Source organism: Pseudomonas sp. TH15, assembly GCF_016651105.1.
In the GTDB taxonomy this organism is placed as follows: Bacteria; Pseudomonadota; Gammaproteobacteria; order Pseudomonadales; family Pseudomonadaceae; genus Aquipseudomonas.
This window is the reverse complement of the sequence record NZ_JAEKEL010000002.1, coordinates 101,816-117,961: the sequence shown is the minus strand read 5'-3', so window position 1 is coordinate 117,961 and position 16,146 is coordinate 101,816. Positions and strand designations below refer to the sequence as shown.

Annotated in this window: 12 protein-coding genes; 3 read left to right on the top strand and 9 right to left on the bottom strand. The window is 59.2% G+C overall.

Features of this window, described 5'->3' with window-relative positions; translation table 11 throughout:
• The first annotated feature begins 67 nt into the window (after positions 1–67).
• Together JFT87_RS24295 and JFT87_RS24290 are read left to right on the top strand one after the other, a co-directional pair.
• Entirely contained in the window at positions 68–958 is an 891-nt protein-coding gene (locus JFT87_RS24295; RefSeq protein WP_201191251.1) for an ATP-binding protein, read from the top strand.
• A complete protein-coding gene (locus JFT87_RS24290; protein WP_201205524.1) occupies positions 955–1,437 on the top strand; it encodes a GAF domain-containing protein in 483 nt (160 codons plus the stop codon). Before JFT87_RS24295 ends, JFT87_RS24290 begins: the two co-directional genes overlap by 4 nt.
• Here JFT87_RS24290 and JFT87_RS24285 read toward each other — a convergent pair whose 3' ends face one another.
• From JFT87_RS24285 to JFT87_RS24250, 8 genes are all read right to left on the bottom strand, one after another.
• Positions 1,438–4,383 carry an HD domain-containing phosphohydrolase gene (locus tag JFT87_RS24285; protein WP_201205522.1) on the bottom strand — a complete coding sequence of 982 codons (2,946 nt, stop codon included), beginning with the start codon at positions 4,381–4,383 and terminating at the stop codon, positions 1,438–1,440.
• A 49-nt stretch (positions 4,384–4,432) separates the two neighbouring features.
• The gene (locus JFT87_RS24280) at positions 4,433–8,077 is read right to left on the bottom strand and encodes a transporter substrate-binding domain-containing protein (RefSeq protein ID WP_201205520.1); all 3,645 of its coding nucleotides are present in this window, start codon (positions 8,075–8,077) and stop codon (positions 4,433–4,435) included.
• An 8-nt stretch (positions 8,078–8,085) separates the two neighbouring features.
• Positions 8,086–8,712 carry a response regulator transcription factor gene (locus JFT87_RS24275; RefSeq protein ID WP_201206739.1) on the bottom strand — a complete coding sequence of 209 codons (627 nt, stop codon included), beginning with the start codon at positions 8,710–8,712 and terminating at the stop codon, positions 8,086–8,088.
• Between the two features lie 296 nt (positions 8,713–9,008).
• Positions 9,009–10,337: a deoxyguanosinetriphosphate triphosphohydrolase gene (locus tag JFT87_RS24270; protein ID WP_201205517.1), complete on the bottom strand. Its 1,329-nt coding sequence runs from the start codon at positions 10,335–10,337 to the stop codon at positions 9,009–9,011.
• Positions 10,338–10,405: 68 nt separating this feature from the next.
• Positions 10,406–11,569 carry an EAL domain-containing protein gene (locus JFT87_RS24265; RefSeq protein ID WP_201205515.1) on the bottom strand — a complete coding sequence of 388 codons (1,164 nt, stop codon included), beginning with the start codon at positions 11,567–11,569 and terminating at the stop codon, positions 10,406–10,408.
• 126 nt (positions 11,570–11,695) lie between these two features.
• Entirely contained in the window at positions 11,696–12,037 is a 342-nt protein-coding gene (locus JFT87_RS24260; protein WP_201205513.1) for a hypothetical protein, read from the bottom strand.
• A complete protein-coding gene (locus JFT87_RS24255; protein ID WP_201191242.1) occupies positions 12,034–12,423 on the bottom strand; it encodes a phage holin family protein in 390 nt (129 codons plus the stop codon). The genes JFT87_RS24260 and JFT87_RS24255 overlap by 4 nt, the downstream gene beginning before the upstream one ends.
• A gap of 1 nt (position 12,424) precedes the next feature.
• Entirely contained in the window at positions 12,425–12,739 is a 315-nt protein-coding gene (locus tag JFT87_RS24250) for a DUF883 family protein (protein ID WP_201205511.1), read from the bottom strand.
• A gap of 306 nt (positions 12,740–13,045) precedes the next feature.
• Between JFT87_RS24250 and JFT87_RS24245 the strand changes: the two genes are divergently transcribed.
• Positions 13,046–14,254 (top strand): ammonium transporter, encoded by a 1,209-nt coding sequence (locus JFT87_RS24245; RefSeq protein WP_201205509.1) that lies wholly within the window; start codon positions 13,046–13,048, stop codon positions 14,252–14,254.
• Here JFT87_RS24245 and JFT87_RS24240 read toward each other — a convergent pair.
• Entirely contained in the window at positions 14,251–15,963 is a 1,713-nt protein-coding gene (locus JFT87_RS24240; protein ID WP_201205507.1) for a cation:proton antiporter, read from the bottom strand. The genes JFT87_RS24245 and JFT87_RS24240 overlap by 4 nt on opposite strands.
• Positions 15,964–16,146 lie beyond the last annotated feature (183 nt).

Here is a 16,146-nt window from a genome sequence, read left to right as displayed (position 1 = left end):
TTATTGAACACTGTGTTGGGTTGCTCTTGTCGCCATCATTACTGTGAAACGTGCCCGAGGAGAAGACGTGGATTCCCGATTGAATGCTTTTCTTGAACGCGCCGATGCCGTTCTGGCCCGAATCGAGCCGCTGTTGCCGGCACCGAGACAAACTATCGACTGGGCGCACTGCCTGGCCGCGCGCTGGCAGCGTGAGGGCCGCAGCGGTTTTCTGCTGCCGCTGCAAGTCAGCCTCGACACCCGTTTGACCGACTTGATCGGTGTCGACCGCCAGGTTGAACAACTGGGGCGCAACACCCAACAGTTCCTCGACGGCATGCCGGCCAACCACGCGTTGCTCTGGGGTTCGCGTGGCACCGGTAAATCGTCGCTGGTTCGCGCGTTGCTCGCCGAACACGCCGAGGCCGGTTTGCGCTTGATCGAGATCGAACGCGATCACCTGGCGGACTTGCCGCGTATCGTCGAGCAGATCGCCAAATTCCCTCAGCGTTTCGTGCTGTTCTGCGATGACCTGTCGTTCGAGTCGGGCGAGGGCGACTACCGCGTGCTCAAGAGCGTGCTCGACGGCTCCCTTGAACAGGCGCCGGACAATGTTCTGCTGTACGCCACTTCCAACCGTCGCCACCTGGTGCCGGAAAAGGAAAGCGACAACGAGAACTGGAAACGCGTTGATGGTGAGCTTCACCCAAGTGAGGCCGTCGAGGACAAGATTGCACTGTCGGATCGTTTCGGTCTGTGGCTGTCGTTCTATCCGTTTACCCAGGAACACTTCCTCAACGTCGTCGAGCACTGGATCGGGCAATTGGCCGACAAGGCCGGCCTGGCCTGGCAGCGCACTGAAGAGCTGGACATCCTCGCGGTCCGTTGGGCCACTGGCCGGGGTAATCGCAATGGACGTTGCGCCTATCAATTTGCTCGCTATTGGGTCGGGCTCAAGCTGTTGGAGCACAAGGCATGATCGATTTACAAAAGAGCGGCCAGGGCCTCGAAGGCTACGGCATGCTCTGGGCGCAGTTGGAGTCGCTGTTGGCGGACGAGCGGGATTTCATCGCCAACGCGGCGCAGTTTTCGGCGTTTCTGTTTAACCAGCTCGATGACCTGAACTGGGCCGGTTTTTACCTCAATCGCAACGAAGAACTGGTGCTTGGCCCATTCCAGGGTCAGATCGCCTGTGTGCGAATTCCGTTTGGCCGGGGCGTGTGCGGGGCTGCTGCGGCGACCTTGCAGACTCAACTCGTCGAAGACGTTCACGCGTTTCCAGGGCACATCGCCTGCGACAGCGCGTCGAACAGTGAGTTGGTGGTGCCCTTGATCAAGGACGGTCGACTGATCGGCGTATTGGATCTGGACAGCCCGAAACTGGCGCGTTTTACCACCGATGATCAGGCTGGCATCGAACAACTGGCAGCTATTTTCCTGCGACTGACTGATTGCTGATCAGGCCGTGAGGCCAGCCTTGTGCAACAGGCTGGCCGAATCCACCGAATCAATCTGCTGTGGATCGAGAAAGCGCAGGGCGTATTGCATGTACACGCCTTCGTTGATAAACAGCTCGAACAATTGCGGATCGATATGGGCGTCACGGCACATCGTGGCCATGATGCCCAACGCTTCGCTCAAGGACTTGGCCTTTTTGTAGGGGCGATCTGCCGCCGTCAGCGCCTCGAAAATATCGGCAATTGCCATCATCCGAGCCGGCAGGCTCATGTCGTCGCGCTTCAACTGTTTGGGATAACCGGTGCCGTCCATTTTTTCATGGTGGCCGCCCGCGATCTCGGCAACGTTGTTGAGATGGCCTGGAAAGGGCAGGTGGCTGAGCATCAGGATCGTCTGCACCATGTGGTGATTGATGATGTAGCGCTCTTCGCGTGTCAGGGTGCCCCGGGGAATGCTCAGGTTGTAGAGCTCGCCGCGATTGTATTTGTAGCGCGGCACATCAAGTTTGAAGCCCCAGGGATTGTCGGCCGGGATCAGTTCGCCTTCGGCGCGTTCGAACAGTTGCTCGGGTTTGTCCGCCAGCAGCGGTTCACTGACCGGCAGTGTCGACGCCGGGGTGCGCGCCTGACGACGGTTCTCTTCCCAGGAAACCCCCAGTCGATCATCCAGGGTTCGGGTCCAGGTCTGTTGAGCGATGGTGTTCAGGCGCTTGAGGTCGGCTTCGGCCATGGCTTCGCTGCCCAGATTGCAGCGGGCGACAAAGGTGAAGTCATCGTCCAGCCCCGCCAGCACGGCATTGCGTAGTTCGGCCAGGTGCTGCTCGTCGCCACCCAGGGCGATGGCCTGCCAATAGTTGATCCAGGCATCGCGCTTGAGCACTTCGAAGCGGGTTCGAATTTCGTGGATGCGATCGTTCAGGGTTTCCAGTTTGGTGGCCTTGTCGACCACATACTCGGGCGTTGTGACCTTGCCGCAATCGTGAAGCCAGGCCGCAATGTGCAAGGCTTCCCACTCATCTTCGGTGGGATGGTAGCCGCTGAAGGCCGGGGCCTGACTGGCCGCAGCCGCCTGGGCGAGCATCAGGGTCAGCGCCGGCACCCGCTGGCAATGGCCGCCGGTGTAGGGGCTCTTGGCGTCGATCGCGCCGGCCAGCAGTTGAATGAAGGAATCGAGCAGTTGTTTTTGTTTCGCCTGCAGACGTTGGCTGTCGATACTCACCGCTGCGGCGCCGGACACCGCTTGAAGAAACGCAATGCGATCCGGTCGAAGTTTTTCCAGGTCGCTTTGGCTGCCGCTGTCGGCCAGCAGCAGAACCAGCAAGCCCACGGTTTCGTTATGCCGGTTGCGCAATCGAATACCGATCAGGTGCACCCGCGGGCTCTCCATCGCGAGCAGCACCTTCTGCAAATCCCCGGCCTGTTCGAAACCCAGGCTGGCAACCACGTTCTCGGTATTCGCCAGCCGTTGTAACCACGCTGGGTTCTGTGGGTTTTGCAGTTCATGCCCTTGAATATCAAACGACGGCAAGGCCTGGGACAGGCCATTGATGACCAGGCCATGGGGTTCAATTCGATCACCGTCGCCTTCGCGCAGGTAGATCAGACCGGCCTGGGCCTGGGCGATTTTTACCGTTTCAAACAGCACTCGCTGCAGCAACGGCGCGAAGCGGGTTTCGGCACACAGGCTGTCGGTGATCTGGAAAAAACTCCCCAGGGTGTCCTTCATCCGCGCCATCGACACGCTCAACTGATCGACTTCCAGCACTGGCGAGCGGCGGCTCACCGGAAAGTTGAAATCGAAACTGCGAATTGCATCGGCTTCCTTCACCAAGGCATGCAGGGGATTGACCAGAATTCGCGACGTCAGCCAGCCCAGCGGCAGGCACAGCAGCAAAGTGGCCAGGGTGATCAGAGCGCCTTGCCAGCGCATGCGATAGGCATCGACGAGTAACTCGTCTTCAGGCACCAGCAGTGCCAATTGCAAGCCCTGGGGGCCACCTTCCTGCATGCTGCTGCGGGCAAAGATCCACTGCCGGCCGTCAACCTCCAGGCGATTGCCCCTCTGCTCGCCGGACAGCAATGCGTGCAGGCTCGGGCTCAGGTCGGTGACTTTGGCCAGCCGCGCGGTGCGGTCATCGACAATCAGTCGACTGCTGTCGGGGTAGGCCACGGCATTGCCGTCAGCGTTGAACAGGGCAATTTCGGTGGCCGGCGTCACCACGTGTTTGCTCAGGGTCGCGGACAGCGCTTGCAGCGTCAGGTCGGCGCCGATGACGGCGTTGTCGCCGCTGCGTCGGGCAAGGGTGGTGCCGACATTGTGGGTCGAGAAAAATACGTACGGTTCGGTGGTGATCTGTTCGGATTGCTGCCGAGCGCTGATAAACCAGGCACGGCTGCGTGGATCGTAGGTATCTTCAGGGTTGTCCAGGCGGCTGATGGGGGTCAGTGATTGATCGAAAAACAGTGTTTGCGAGTGTGCTTGACCCTCGGCGTCGTGTTCGATGCTCCAGACCTGATAGGCCGCGGTATCCGGGGCCTTGAGGAGCGTCTTGAGGGCATCGGTGCGCAGCGGCCGAACCATGAAGAAATCGCCATTGCCGTAGCCCAGGTACAGCGAAGCCAGGTCGGGGTTGTCCTTGAGCGATTGGCTGAACGGCTTGAGCAATGCCCGCCGTGGTTCAAGAGCCGGGGCCTGGGTGGCCGGCAGATCGGCCAACAGGCTTAGTAGGTGGCGAATGGGTTCATAGGTGGTTTGCAGGTCCAGGCGTACATCCTGCTCGATGCGATTGAAGAGCTTTTCACTGCTGGAAAGAATGATCTGCGTGGTTTGTCGGTAATTGAAAATCCCCAGCACCACGCCGGTCAGTAACAACAGGAACGTGAACATGACGCTGATATGGACGTGCAGGGGAAACCGGCGTTGATCCGGGCGCAGTGGGCTGGGCATCGCTGGTCTCTCCATAGTGGTTAACGCACTGCTCAGCGTCCAAGCATAGTTAAGGCACAGTCATTCTGCCTTGGTCGGTTAAATCCAATTGTTGCTGCAGGGCGTGCTCCAGTTCGAGCATCACCTGATTACTGGCGGCGCAACGACGGGCGATCTCTTCTTTTGCCAGCGTTTGCGTACAGGCTTGCTCAAGGGCTTCGCAGCACTCGATCACCCGCGAGGCCTGGGCGATGCGTGCGGCCCCCTTGATCTTGTGGGCAACCACGACCAATGCCTGGCAATCATTTTGTGGCGACAGCGCGAGCAGTTCCTCGCGATCGAGGCGGCTGCTTTTCAATAATTCAACCAACAGCCGTCGGCTCTGCTCGGGGTTGCCGCCGGTGAGCATGTTCAGGCTTTGCAGATTGAATGCGGCAGGTGTCGATGCCGGTGTCACGCTTTCGACCCATTGGCTCAACGCAGCCAGGCTCAAGGGTTTGAACAGGCAATCGTTCATTCCGGCTTGCTTGCAGCGGTGTATTTCTTCCGGCTGTGCGTTGGCGGTAAAACCCAGCACGGTACAGGGAGGGCGGTGCTGTTGCTGTTCCAGCAGGCGAATGGCGCAGGCCAGGTCGTAGCCATTCATGATGGGCATGTTGCAATCAACCACCACCAGATCGAAGGCTTCGTGCGTCCAGGCTTCCAGTCCCGCCTGGCCATCGCAGGCACCGGTAAAACGATGCCCGAGGTATTCCAGTTGTTGGCACATGAGCAAGCGGTTGGCGGGATGATCGTCGACCACCAGCACGTTCAAGGGCGCGTCGCTGGTGGGGATGTGTGGTTCGACCCGGTCTGGTGCCAGCTCGCGCGGCAGCGTCGCCAAGTGCAGTGAAACGTTGACCTGAGTACCAACCCCCGGCTGGCTGCTCAGTTGCAGGCTGCCCCCCATCATTTCGCACAAACTGCGACTGATGACCAGACCGAGCCCTGCGCCGCCCCGGGCCAACTGCCCGTTGTTGTCAATCTGGGCGAAGGGTTCAAACAGCCGCTGCTGATCCTGTTCGCTGATGCCGACACCACTGTCGTGTACCTGCACCTGCATCTGCGTACGTCCAGGCTCATCGTCAGGAAGCAAGTCGACGCTAATTTTGACCTGACCCTGCTCGGTAAACTTGATGGCATTGCTGACCAGGTTGGACAGCACCTGCTTGAAGCGCAGTGGGTCCAGCATCACATCCACGGGCGGCTGCGGCGGATTGAACTCCAGCAGCAGGCGAAGATTTTTTTGCCGGGCCAGGCCGTCGAAAATCCTCACCACCGAGGCCACGATTTCACCCGGGTTGACGCGCTCCGGGCTCAGGCTCAGGCGCCCTGATTCGATCCGCGCTATATCGAGAATGTCGCCGATCAACTCCAGCAAGTCCTTCGCCGAGTAGTACGCGGTTTCGATGGACGAACGATCCAGATGACCCTGATCCATGCGTTTGAGGGTCAATTCAAGCATGCCAATCACTGCGTTCATCGGCGTGCGGATTTCGTGGCTCATGGTGGCCAGAAAGGTGCTCTTGGCCCTGTTTGCCTCATCGGCCTGTTCTTTTGCCGCGCGCAACTTATCGAACAGTTGTCGCCGTTCACTAATGTCGATCCAGCCGCCGATAATGCCTTGCACTTCACCACTCGAATCGCGATAGGGCAGGATCCAGTGATAGATCGTCAGCCGGCGGCCGCCAATGTGCAGCGGGCGGTCGAGTAACAGCGGAATCCCTTCGGCCACTACGCGCTGGTAATCCGCTTGAAACGCCTGGGCTTCGAAGGCGTTGCTCAGGGTGCCGTCCATTACGCTTTTGCCAATGACGTCTTCGCGTCTGGTGTTGAAGACCTCAAGATAGCTGTCATTACAGCTCTGTAGCAGGCCCTGGCGGTCGCGAACGTAGATCGGATGTGGCGTGCCGTTGACCAGTGAACGCATGAACTCGAACTGATCGTTCAGCGCCCGCTCGGCGGCCCGACGTTGTTTGATCTGTCGGCGCATGTAGGCATTCCAGGCGAGCAACAGCAATAGAACCAGGCAGGCGCCAATAATCACTTGATAGAACAGGCGCTGGTAATTGCGCCAGGTGTTCTGGGCGGCGGTTGAATAACCGCGCCAGCGGCCATTGATGACACCGAGTTCTTCAGGCGCGATGCTCAGCAAGGCCTTGTTGATGATTGAACTCAGTTCGGTATTGTCGCGCGCAGTGGCCAGTGAAAAGGCCGCCTGACCAGTGCCGATGGTGGTGGTGATCTGCAGCGCACGGTCGAAGATGCGTGACGAGATGAAGTAATTGGCGATTACCAGCGAGTTCACGGCGCCATCGACATGACCTTCAGCCAGCAACGAGACCGCGCTGAAGGTGTCCGCCGTTTCGATCAGATTAATCCTCGGAAAGTCCCGGCGCAGGTACTCGACCATCGGATTGCCTTGCGCGATCGCCACTTGCTTGCCTTTGAGCTGACCGAGGTTTGTCGCGCTGTCGGCGGATTTACGCGTCAGCAGGACAAAAGAGTTTTCCAGGTAGGGGCGGCTGAAGTTCAGTTGGGTCTCGCGTTGCGCGCTGGGGAGCAGCGCGGCGATCAAGTCGGCCTGATTGTCTTTGACCAGGGCGATCATTTGGTTGTCGCCGCGGCTGCGCTGGATGTCAAAGCGCAAACCGGTACGCAAGCGGATCAGTTCGAGAAGGTCGGCGGTGACGCCGCGAAAGTTTCCGTTGCTGTCAAAAAACGTCAGCGGCGCAAACGCCTCGTTGACCACCACACGCACCACCGGGTGTTTTGCCAGCCAGCGTTGTTCGCGTTCAGTCAGTTGCAGCTTGTGATCGGTGAGGAGAATGTCGCTGCCGGCACTCCAGCGCTTGGCGATGCTTTCCCGCTCGCTGGTGGGGACGGCCTTGAGCGTCGCGTTGATGATCTGTAACAGATCCGGGTTGTCCTTGTGCACCGCGAAGCTGAAGCCGTGGGCTTCGTGTTTACCGAAGTTGGCCATGCGGACGTTGTTCAGGTAACCCTTGTTGATCATGTAGTGGGTTGAAATGGTGTCGCCGAGAAAGACATCAGCCTGGTCGAAGGCCACTGCATTGATTGCATTCTGGTAGGAGGGGTAGTCGGTGATGATCGCTTTCGGGTACAGCGCCTTCACTTCCTCGCGCGGTAAATAGTGATACACCATGCTCAGTCGCAGCCCGGCGAGGCCGTCGGTCAGCGATCGGGTTTCCCCCTCGCGGGTGACAAGGACGGGTTGATCGGTGGCGTAGGGAACGGAAAGCGCGAGGTTAGCGTTGCGGGCCTCGTAGCCGTTGGCCGTACCGAGCATGTCGACTTGCCCGTCGACCAGCGCGCGAATGGCAGCATCGCGGGAAGGGAAACGCTCAATGCGCACAGGCAAACCTGTGGCGATGCTCAGGAAACCTGCATAGTCAGCGGTCAGACCCTCGTAATCACGACCGCTGACTGTCATGTCGAAGGGCGGATAATCGGGAGCAGATGTGCCCAGTATCAGTTCGCTACGAGTCTGTAGCCATTGCTGCTGAGACGGTTGCAGCGTCACCGGCACTGATTCGCTTGCCGAGCGGCTGAGCAGCGAATAGTGCGGGGTGGTCGAGAGCACGGCGAAGGCGTTGGTGCTCAGCAACAGACTGGCACTCAAGGCAATTAAATAGTCCTTTATGCGACTGGGCATCCTGTCTCTCACACTAACGCGTTACGTTTTGCCATCTCGATGAGTTCTACCAGGGATTTGGCCTTGAGTTTTTGCATGAGTCGTTTCTTGTAAGTGCTGACAGTCTTGTTGCTCAGGAACATGCCTTTGGCGATTTCCTTGTTGGTGCGCCCTTGGGCGAACAGTTGCAATACCATCAATTCACGGTCGTTGACTGACTTGAACAGCTCAAGTTCTGCATACCTTGCGTCATCCGGGCGCACGGGGTTCAAGGCCTGGCTGGGGAAGTAGTTGTAACCGGAAAGTACAGCCTTGATGGCGCTTACCAGTTCACTGAGATCTTCTTGTTTGCACACATACCCCGAGGCCCCGGATTGCATGCAGCGAATGCCGAAAAGTGTTGGGCATTGTGCTGTCAGTACCAGTGTTTTCAACGGTGTGCTCATGGCATTGAAACGAGCGAGTACTTCCAGTCCGTCGAGTTTGGGAATACTGATATCGAGAATGATCAAATCAGGCATGCATTCGCGAACCATCTGCATGGCATCGACCCCATTATCGGTTTCGCCCACGACTTTATAACCCTCATGCTCCAGCAGCATCCGGACAGCAAGCCGGATGACGGGGTGATCGTCGACAATAAAAACGGAGTTCATAATCAAGTCCCATACGAGCGCGAATAAAGCGCGCACCTTAGCTCAGATGTATGAGCGCTCACATGAACGGGTATGGCTCAAGGTGTGTTATCGGATTATTCCTACAAGTAATGAGGACGAGGACTACGGTCGAGTAGGTTTGATGTAAGGAGGAGGGATTATTAGTTGTATTGATCGGCGTGAAGTGTCACGTGAGATTTGTTCGTGAAGGATGTTTGTACGTGTCTGATATGGCTTGTTCGGGTGGTGTTTACTTGTACACCCGACCGGCCATGACGCCGGTCGGGTACAAACGATCAGTGACTGGAGCGGCCGGTCATTTCCTGGGCCATTTCGCTGGCATAGCTGTCGGTCATGCCGGCGATGAAATCAATCATGCGCAGGAACGATGTATGCAGCGGGCCATGGGGATCGGGCGCGTTGATACCCAACAGGTCGAGTACGCGGCGGCTCTTGAAGGACGGTGTGCGACCGTTGTGCTGTTCCAGTGCAGCGCCGCAGAAGGCGTTGAGCAGGATTTCCAGGGTGGTGTAGGCGCCGATTTCATGCAGCGTCTTGCGCTTGTCCTGGAAGATCTTTTTACGCGCCATGTCCTTGGCATTCAGCACGCAGCGCTTGGCCGGGCCGTGCATGTGCTCCACCAGGTCGCCCGGCAATGTGCCGGCCAGCAACGCGTCCTGTTGCTCGACGAAGGCCCGCGCGGCCGCGTTGGTCAGGTGTTCGATGGCCTTGCCCCGCAGGATCGCCAGTTTGCGTCGGCGCGAATCCTGTGGGCCGAGCAGGCGATAGGTTTCCGGTATATCGTCGCCTACCAGGTCCAGCAGCAGGGATTCGACTTCGGCGTATTCCAGCAGGTCCATCTCCAGGCCATCTTCAAGATCGATCAGCGCGTAGCAAATGTCATCGGCCGCTTCCATCAGGTACACCAGCGGATGACGGGCCCAGCGCTGGTCTTCCAGTTGCGGCAGGCCAAGTTTGTGCGCGATCTGTTCCAGCAGCGGCAGTTCGCTCTGATAGCAGCCGAACTTGTGCTTCTTGTAGCCCAGAGAATCGGCGTGCTTGGCTGTCCACGGGTATTTCAGATAAGTGCCGAGGGTGGCGTAGGTCAGCCGGGTACCGCCGTCGAACTGGTGATACTCCAGTTGCGTGAGCACGCGGAAGCCTTGGGCATTGCCTTCGAAGTTGAGGAAGTCGTTGCGTTCGACCTCGCTCATTGCATCCAGCCAGCCACGCCCGGCGGCTTGCTGGAACCAGTGACGGATCGCATCTTCGCCGGAGTGACCGAAGGGTGGATTGCCGATGTCATGGGCCAGGCAAGCCGATTGCACGACCATGCCCAGGTCGCTCGGTTCGCACCAGTCGGGCAGGGCGTTGCGGATGGTTTCGCCGACGCGCATCCCAAGGGAGCGGCCGACGCAACTGACTTCCAGTGAGTGGGTCAGACGCGTGTGGATGTGATCGTTGCTGGAGACCGGATGGACCTGAGTCTTGCGCCCCAGGCGGCGGAATGCGCCGGAGAAAATGATGCGGTCGTGGTCTTTGTGAAAAGGGCTGCGGCCGAGTTCTTCCGGGCTGTGCAGCGGCTTTCCGAGGCGTTCTCGGGTGAGCAGGGTTTGCCAATCCAAGGCTGGGTCTCTCCGTCAAGTGACTGATGGCCCAGTGTCCTTACTCGCATCAGTGCCTGCAAGCAGAACTACAACCCGGCGGCGTCGATATCGATGAGCAGCAGTCGCTCGCCATTGTCGAAAAACTGTCCCGCCGTCAGGCAATACTGATTGCTGGTGGCGTCGCGGTAGGTATTGGAAAGGGTTAGCCGACGCTCATCCCAACCTTCGGCCAGCAGGTGATAGAAGTACGGGCGCCATGACCAGTTGTGGCCCAGGTAGCGGTTGTCGGCCTCCCAACAGTTGTTGCGCCATTCAAGGTTGGGCGTCAGTTGCGTGCCGTGACGGTCGCATTGGTAGAAGCGCAACAGCCAGGGAAAAGCATCCAGTTGCGGTAAAGCGCTGAGGGGCGCGCGGGCCTGAGCCCAGTCTTGCAGGATGGCCATCAGCTCGGTGAGTTGCCGGCGCATGATCATCAGCCGGCCACGTTCCGTCAGCTTGCGCTGAACATAACGTTGGCGCAGTTGCGCGAACTGTTCGACAAAGGCATCGGTGGCAAAGAAACCGGTTTGCGCCCGGGCGAACAGAAACCCCTGCACATAGCGTGAACCGCACTCCAGGGCGAAATTAAGCTGGGCCTCGGTTTCCACCCCTTCGGCGATGATCCAGCACCCGGTTTTCTCGGCCATTTGCGCCAGGGCCTTGACCACTTCGCTGCTCGGCCCGCCCAAGGCGGCGGCCTGAAACAGGCGCATGTCGAGCTTGAGAATGTCCGGTTGCAGGGCCAGCACACGATCGAGTTGGGAGTAACCGGCACCGAAGTCATCGATCGCAATCCGTGCGCCGGCCTGTCGGTAGCGCGCGACCACTTCGGCCAGACGTTGGCTGTCGCCCCCCAGTTCAGTGATCTCGAAGACAATGCGTTGCGGATCGACGCTATGCCTGGCCAATTGCTTGAGACTTGGCAAAGCTTGGTCCGGGCGCAGGCGGCTGATCCAGCGTGGTGACATGTTCAGGCTCAGAAACCAGTCCGCAGGGGCCTCGTGCAAACGACTCAGGGCGTTATCGCGGATCTGTCGGTCGAGACGGCGCAGGGCGATGGCCGGGGTTCGCGGGTCGGCGAACAACGGTCCCACAGAGGTCAATTGACCATCGGCCTGACGCAGTCGACCCAGTGCCTCGACGCCGGCGATACGGCCAGTGGCGGTATCGATGAACGGCTGAAAGCAGGCGAGCGGTTGCCCGTCGATCACGAGGCCTCCTTGGTAAGGTCTTGTTTTTGGATAAACCTGGTCACCGGGTAGGTAGGCAGGATCGAACCCCTCGATAGAGAGGTTCATCCCGGTGGTATTGCAAGAATGCAGCCAGATAGCGGCTGATCAGGGTTTACGTGAGGAGCCCTGCATGACCAGTTTGATCAGCGGCCCCAGGCTGGCGCCGAGTTGAACCAGGCGAGTCAGGCTGCTGACGCCACCGTTTTTGGCGCTCTTGCCGGTGAGAAAACCGAGCAGGGTCACGGCGGCCACGCCCCAGAGCGGGGCGTGCTTGATGCCGAAACCGTCCTGCAGGTTTTGTGTCATCCCGCGCACTCGCTGCAAGGGTTGCAGCAGTTGCCGGGATTCCTGGCGGATTTCCTGGCGGTGCATTTCCATGCGCAAGCGGATCAGCGCCTTGCGCATTTCGGCGCGGGAACTGTTTTGAGGTAGCTGAGGCAGGCTCATGGCAGCAGGCGCTCCCGGTCGTTGGCCAATTCTTCCAAGGTGCCATGGAAGGGTGAGGACTCATCGAAGACCGCAGCCTTGAGCCGCATCCCGCAAAATATCGCAGCCAGGGTGTAGAACACGCAAAGCCCAATGATCGCGGCCAGGCGGTAGGTGTCCCAAAACAGGATCATCACCAGCGTCGATAACCCCACCAGCAACAGCAAGGCAAAGACCAGCGCCAGGCCTGCAAACAGCAACAGGCTGACGGTGCGTGCTTTCTGTTCCTGCAATTCGATGCCGAACAGTTCGACATGGCTGTGCAGCAACCCTAGAAATGCGGCACCCAGGCGCCGCGTTGTAGCGCTGGTGCCCGTCGCGGACGAGCCGGATTCGCCGATAGACATATCAGCGACGCGTGGCTAGCAGGCCGATGAGGAAACCCACGCCGGCGGCGATGCCGACCGATTGCCATGGGTTGGCCTGAACATAATCCTCGGTGGCGGTGACCGCAGCCTGGCCGCGATCACGCAAGGAGTCTTCGGTCAGCTTCAGGGTTTCGCGGGCGCGCAGCAGGCTGTCGTGGATCTGGTCGCGCAATTCATCGGCCTGGTCGCCGGCCAGGGACGCGGTGTGTTCCAGCAACCGTTCGGTGTCGTTGACCAGGGTTTGAAAATCGTTCATCAGGATTTCTTGAGCAGTCTTTGCCTTGATGCTGGCCATGGGTAGATCTCCGTAAGTGGCTTCTGATGCGTTCGAGTATGAGCCTTGGGCGAAGGTTCAGTACAAATGACTGGTACAACTTTTGCTATGTCGTGGTGCGTTGCCCGGCGGTCGTGCGCTGTTGCCGGGCGTAAGTGTTGAAAAACCTTAACCCAATTAAACCCGGTTCGTGTCAGCACATCGACCTCGTGCGCCAAAGCAGTTCACCCGGCATTCGCTTGTGTGACTCTGTGGTCGCAACTTGGTGCATGGATTGCCTGCGCGAACTGCTTTGGTGCTTTTTTAGCCTTCAGGTCTGCCAACCCCATGGAAAATCTGCAAAGCGCTGTGGACACGCTGGTCCACAGCTCCAACACGTTGTTCATTCTGATTGGTGCGGTGATGGTACTGGCGATGCACGCCGGTTTCGCTTTTCTGGAAGTCGGCACGGTTCGACAAAAGAACCAGGTCAACGCGTTGTCGAAGATCCTCAGCGACTTCGCCATTTCGACGCTGGCCTACTTCTTTATAGGCTACTGGATTTCCTACGGCGTCACTTTCATGCAACCGGCGGCGGTGATCAATGCCGATCATGGTTACGCGCTGGTGAAGTTCTTTTTTCTGCTGACGTTTGCCGCGGCGATCCCGGCGATCATTTCTGGCGGCATTGCCGAGCGTGCACGCTTCGTTCCGCAGTTGTGCGCGACCGCGCTGATAGTGGCGTTCATCTACCCGTTTTTCGAGGGCATGATCTGGAACGGTAACTTCGGTTTTCAAGCCTGGTTGCTGGAGCATTTTGGCGCCAGTTTCCATGATTTCGCCGGTTCCGTGGTGGTCCACGCCATGGGCGGTTGGTTGGCGCTGGCGGCGGTATTGTTGCTCGGGCCACGGCAGGGGCGTTATCGCGACGGTCGACTGGTGGCGTTCGCACCGTCGAGCATTCCGTTTCTGGCTTTGGGCTCGTGGATTCTGATCGTTGGCTGGTTCGGCTTTAACGTCATGAGTGCACAGACGTTGCAAGGTATCAGCGGGTTGGTGGCGGTGAATTCGCTGATGGCCATGGTCGGCGGCACCGTGGCGGCGTTGATCGTCGGGCGCAATGACCCGGGCTTTTTGCATAACGGCCCGCTGGCCGGGCTGGTGGCGATTTGCGCCGGTTCCGACCTGATGCACCCGGTGGGTGCACTGGTGACCGGGGCGATTGCCGGGGCGTTGTTCGTCTGGTGCTTCACCGCTGCCCAAGGCAAATGGCGCATCGATGATGTGCTGGGTGTCTGGCCATTGCATGGTCTGTGTGGCGTGTGGGGCGGGATCGCTTGCGGCATCTTCGGTCAGACTGCCTTGGGCGGTTTGGGCGGGGTGAGCCTGATCAGCCAGTTGCTTGGGACCTCGTTGGGCGTGGTCGTGGCACTGGCCGGTGGCTTTGCGGTGTATGGCACGATCAAGGCGTTCCACGGGCTGCGCCTGAGTCAGGAAGAGGAGTATTACGGCGCGGACCTGTCGGTGCACAAGATCGGCGCCGTGAGCCAGGACTAGTTTTCTTCATCTTCTGCACCGGGATAAAACCGGTGCAGCAGGCGATAGCGATCGTGGCGCACCTGATCGACACGCTCCTGAACCTGATGCGCGGGCAAACCCAGCATGATCAGCGCATGGGAGGCGAGCATCAGGCTCGACTCCAGCAGCTCCGGCACCACTTCATTGGCGCCGGCCGCTTTCAATTCGGCCCACTGACTGTCGTCCCGAGTGCGTACCAGGATTGGCACGCTCGGGTTATATCGGCGTGCTTCCTTCAAGATCAGTAACGCAATGTCGCTATTGTCCACCGCGATCACCAGCAACCTGGCCCGTTCCAGCCCCACGGCAGCCAGAAGTTCGCCACGGCGTGAGTCGCCGTAGTGCACGCTGCGTTCACCGACGGCAGCCTCCTGAACCCGCACGGGGTCGTTATCCAGGGCAATGTAGGTTTGTTGCGCGTTGTGCAGAAACCGGCCAATGGATTGCCCCACACGACCGTAGCCACAAATCACCACATGGCCTTGCAGGCCGGCATTGAGCGCGCTGATTTCCTCAAGCTTTGCTTCTTCGTTGGGTTTACGGTGCAGGCGTGCGGCGATGCGTGGCGCGGCGCGCAGCAACAGCGGCGTGACCAGCATCGAACAGAACGTCGCGGCCAGCAGCAGGCCGCCGAGGTCGGCGGGCATCAGTTTGTGTTGCTGCATCTGCGCCATCAAGGCAAAGCAGAACTCGCCACCCTGGGCCAATGCCAGACCGCTGCGCCAGGCTGTCTCGTCATCGCTGCCACGCCATTTGACCAGCAGGGCTACCACGCTGCCCTTGATCAAGAGTAGGCAGAGGGTCAAACCGAGGATGAGCAGACCGTGGCTGGCAAACAGCTGCAAGTCGATCAACATGCCGATACTGACAAAAAACAACCCGAGCAAAATGTCGCGAAACGGCCGGATATCGGCCTCGATCTGATGTCGGTAATGGCTTTCCCCCAGCAACATGCCGGCCAGGAAAGCGCCGAGGGCGGGGGAGAGGCCGAGCAAGTGCGTCAGCCAGGCCGTCAGCAGCACAATCACCAGGGCCAGTAGCACGAACAGTTCCGCGGAACGCGACGCGGCCACCTCATGGAACAATCGGGGCAGCAACCAGCGGCTGGCCAGCAGCAGGCCAACAAACAGCAGCACGGTCTTGGCCAGTGTCAGGGGGAGCGCCCAATACCAGGCTTGATCGCTGCTACCGGCAAACACCGGCACCAAGGTCAGCAGCAACACCGCCACTACGTCCTGGAACAGCAACACGCCGATGGCATTCTGGCCGTGACTGCTGAAAATCTCACCCAGGCTGCCAAGCTCCTTGCTGACAATGGCCGTGGAAGACAACGCCAGGCCGGCACCGAGCAATAATGCTGGTGTGACAGACATACCAAACAGCATCAGCAAAGCCCCCAGCAGCATCCCGGAGCCCAGCACTTGCAAGCTGCCAAGGCCGAACACGACGTGGCGCAGCGCGAGCATTTTCGACAGGGAAAACTCCAGCCCGAGGGAGAACAGCAGGAACACCACGCCCAGCTCAGCGAGGTCAGGTAGCTCGTCGCTTTCGTTCACCCAGTCGAGTGCTGTAGGCCCGATCATCAGTCCCACACAAAGGTAGCCCAGCACCGGCGGCAAGCGCAGGCGCCGGAACAAGGCAATGACCACCAGGGAGGAGGCAAGGATGATCAACAGATTGGCAAACACAAAAAACTCCGGTGACGACTTCGGGCTACCCAAGCGTAGAGGCAAAAAAGTCGAGAGCATCGCGCAAACGGGATTCGGCGCAAATGATATGCATCAGGAAATTGCCGAAACCTTTTGAAATCGACTGCCGGGGATGTCTCCAGGCCTTACGGTCATTGGCTCGACAGCTTTGGTGGGCCTAGA

Excerpts from the sequence above, each read along its gene's own strand:
- JFT87_RS24290 (WP_201205524.1), top strand. The coding sequence starts at position 955 with ATGATCGATTTACAAAAGAGCGGCCAGGGCCTCGAAGGCTACGGCATG.
- JFT87_RS24285 (WP_201205522.1), bottom strand. The coding sequence starts at position 4,383 with ATGCCCAGCCCACTGCGCCCGGATCAACGCCGGTTTCCCCTGCACGTC.
- JFT87_RS24280 (WP_201205520.1), bottom strand. The coding sequence starts at position 8,077 with ATGCCCAGTCGCATAAAGGACTATTTAATTGCCTTGAGTGCCAGTCTG.
- JFT87_RS24275 (WP_201206739.1), bottom strand. The coding sequence starts at position 8,712 with ATGAACTCCGTTTTTATTGTCGACGATCACCCCGTCATCCGGCTTGCT.
- JFT87_RS24260 (WP_201205513.1), bottom strand. The coding sequence starts at position 12,037 with ATGAGCCTGCCTCAGCTACCTCAAAACAGTTCCCGCGCCGAAATGCGC.
- JFT87_RS24255 (WP_201191242.1), bottom strand. The coding sequence starts at position 12,423 with ATGTCTATCGGCGAATCCGGCTCGTCCGCGACGGGCACCAGCGCTACA.
- JFT87_RS24250 (WP_201205511.1), bottom strand. The coding sequence starts at position 12,739 with ATGGCCAGCATCAAGGCAAAGACTGCTCAAGAAATCCTGATGAACGAT.
- JFT87_RS24245 (WP_201205509.1), top strand. The coding sequence starts at position 13,046 with ATGGAAAATCTGCAAAGCGCTGTGGACACGCTGGTCCACAGCTCCAAC.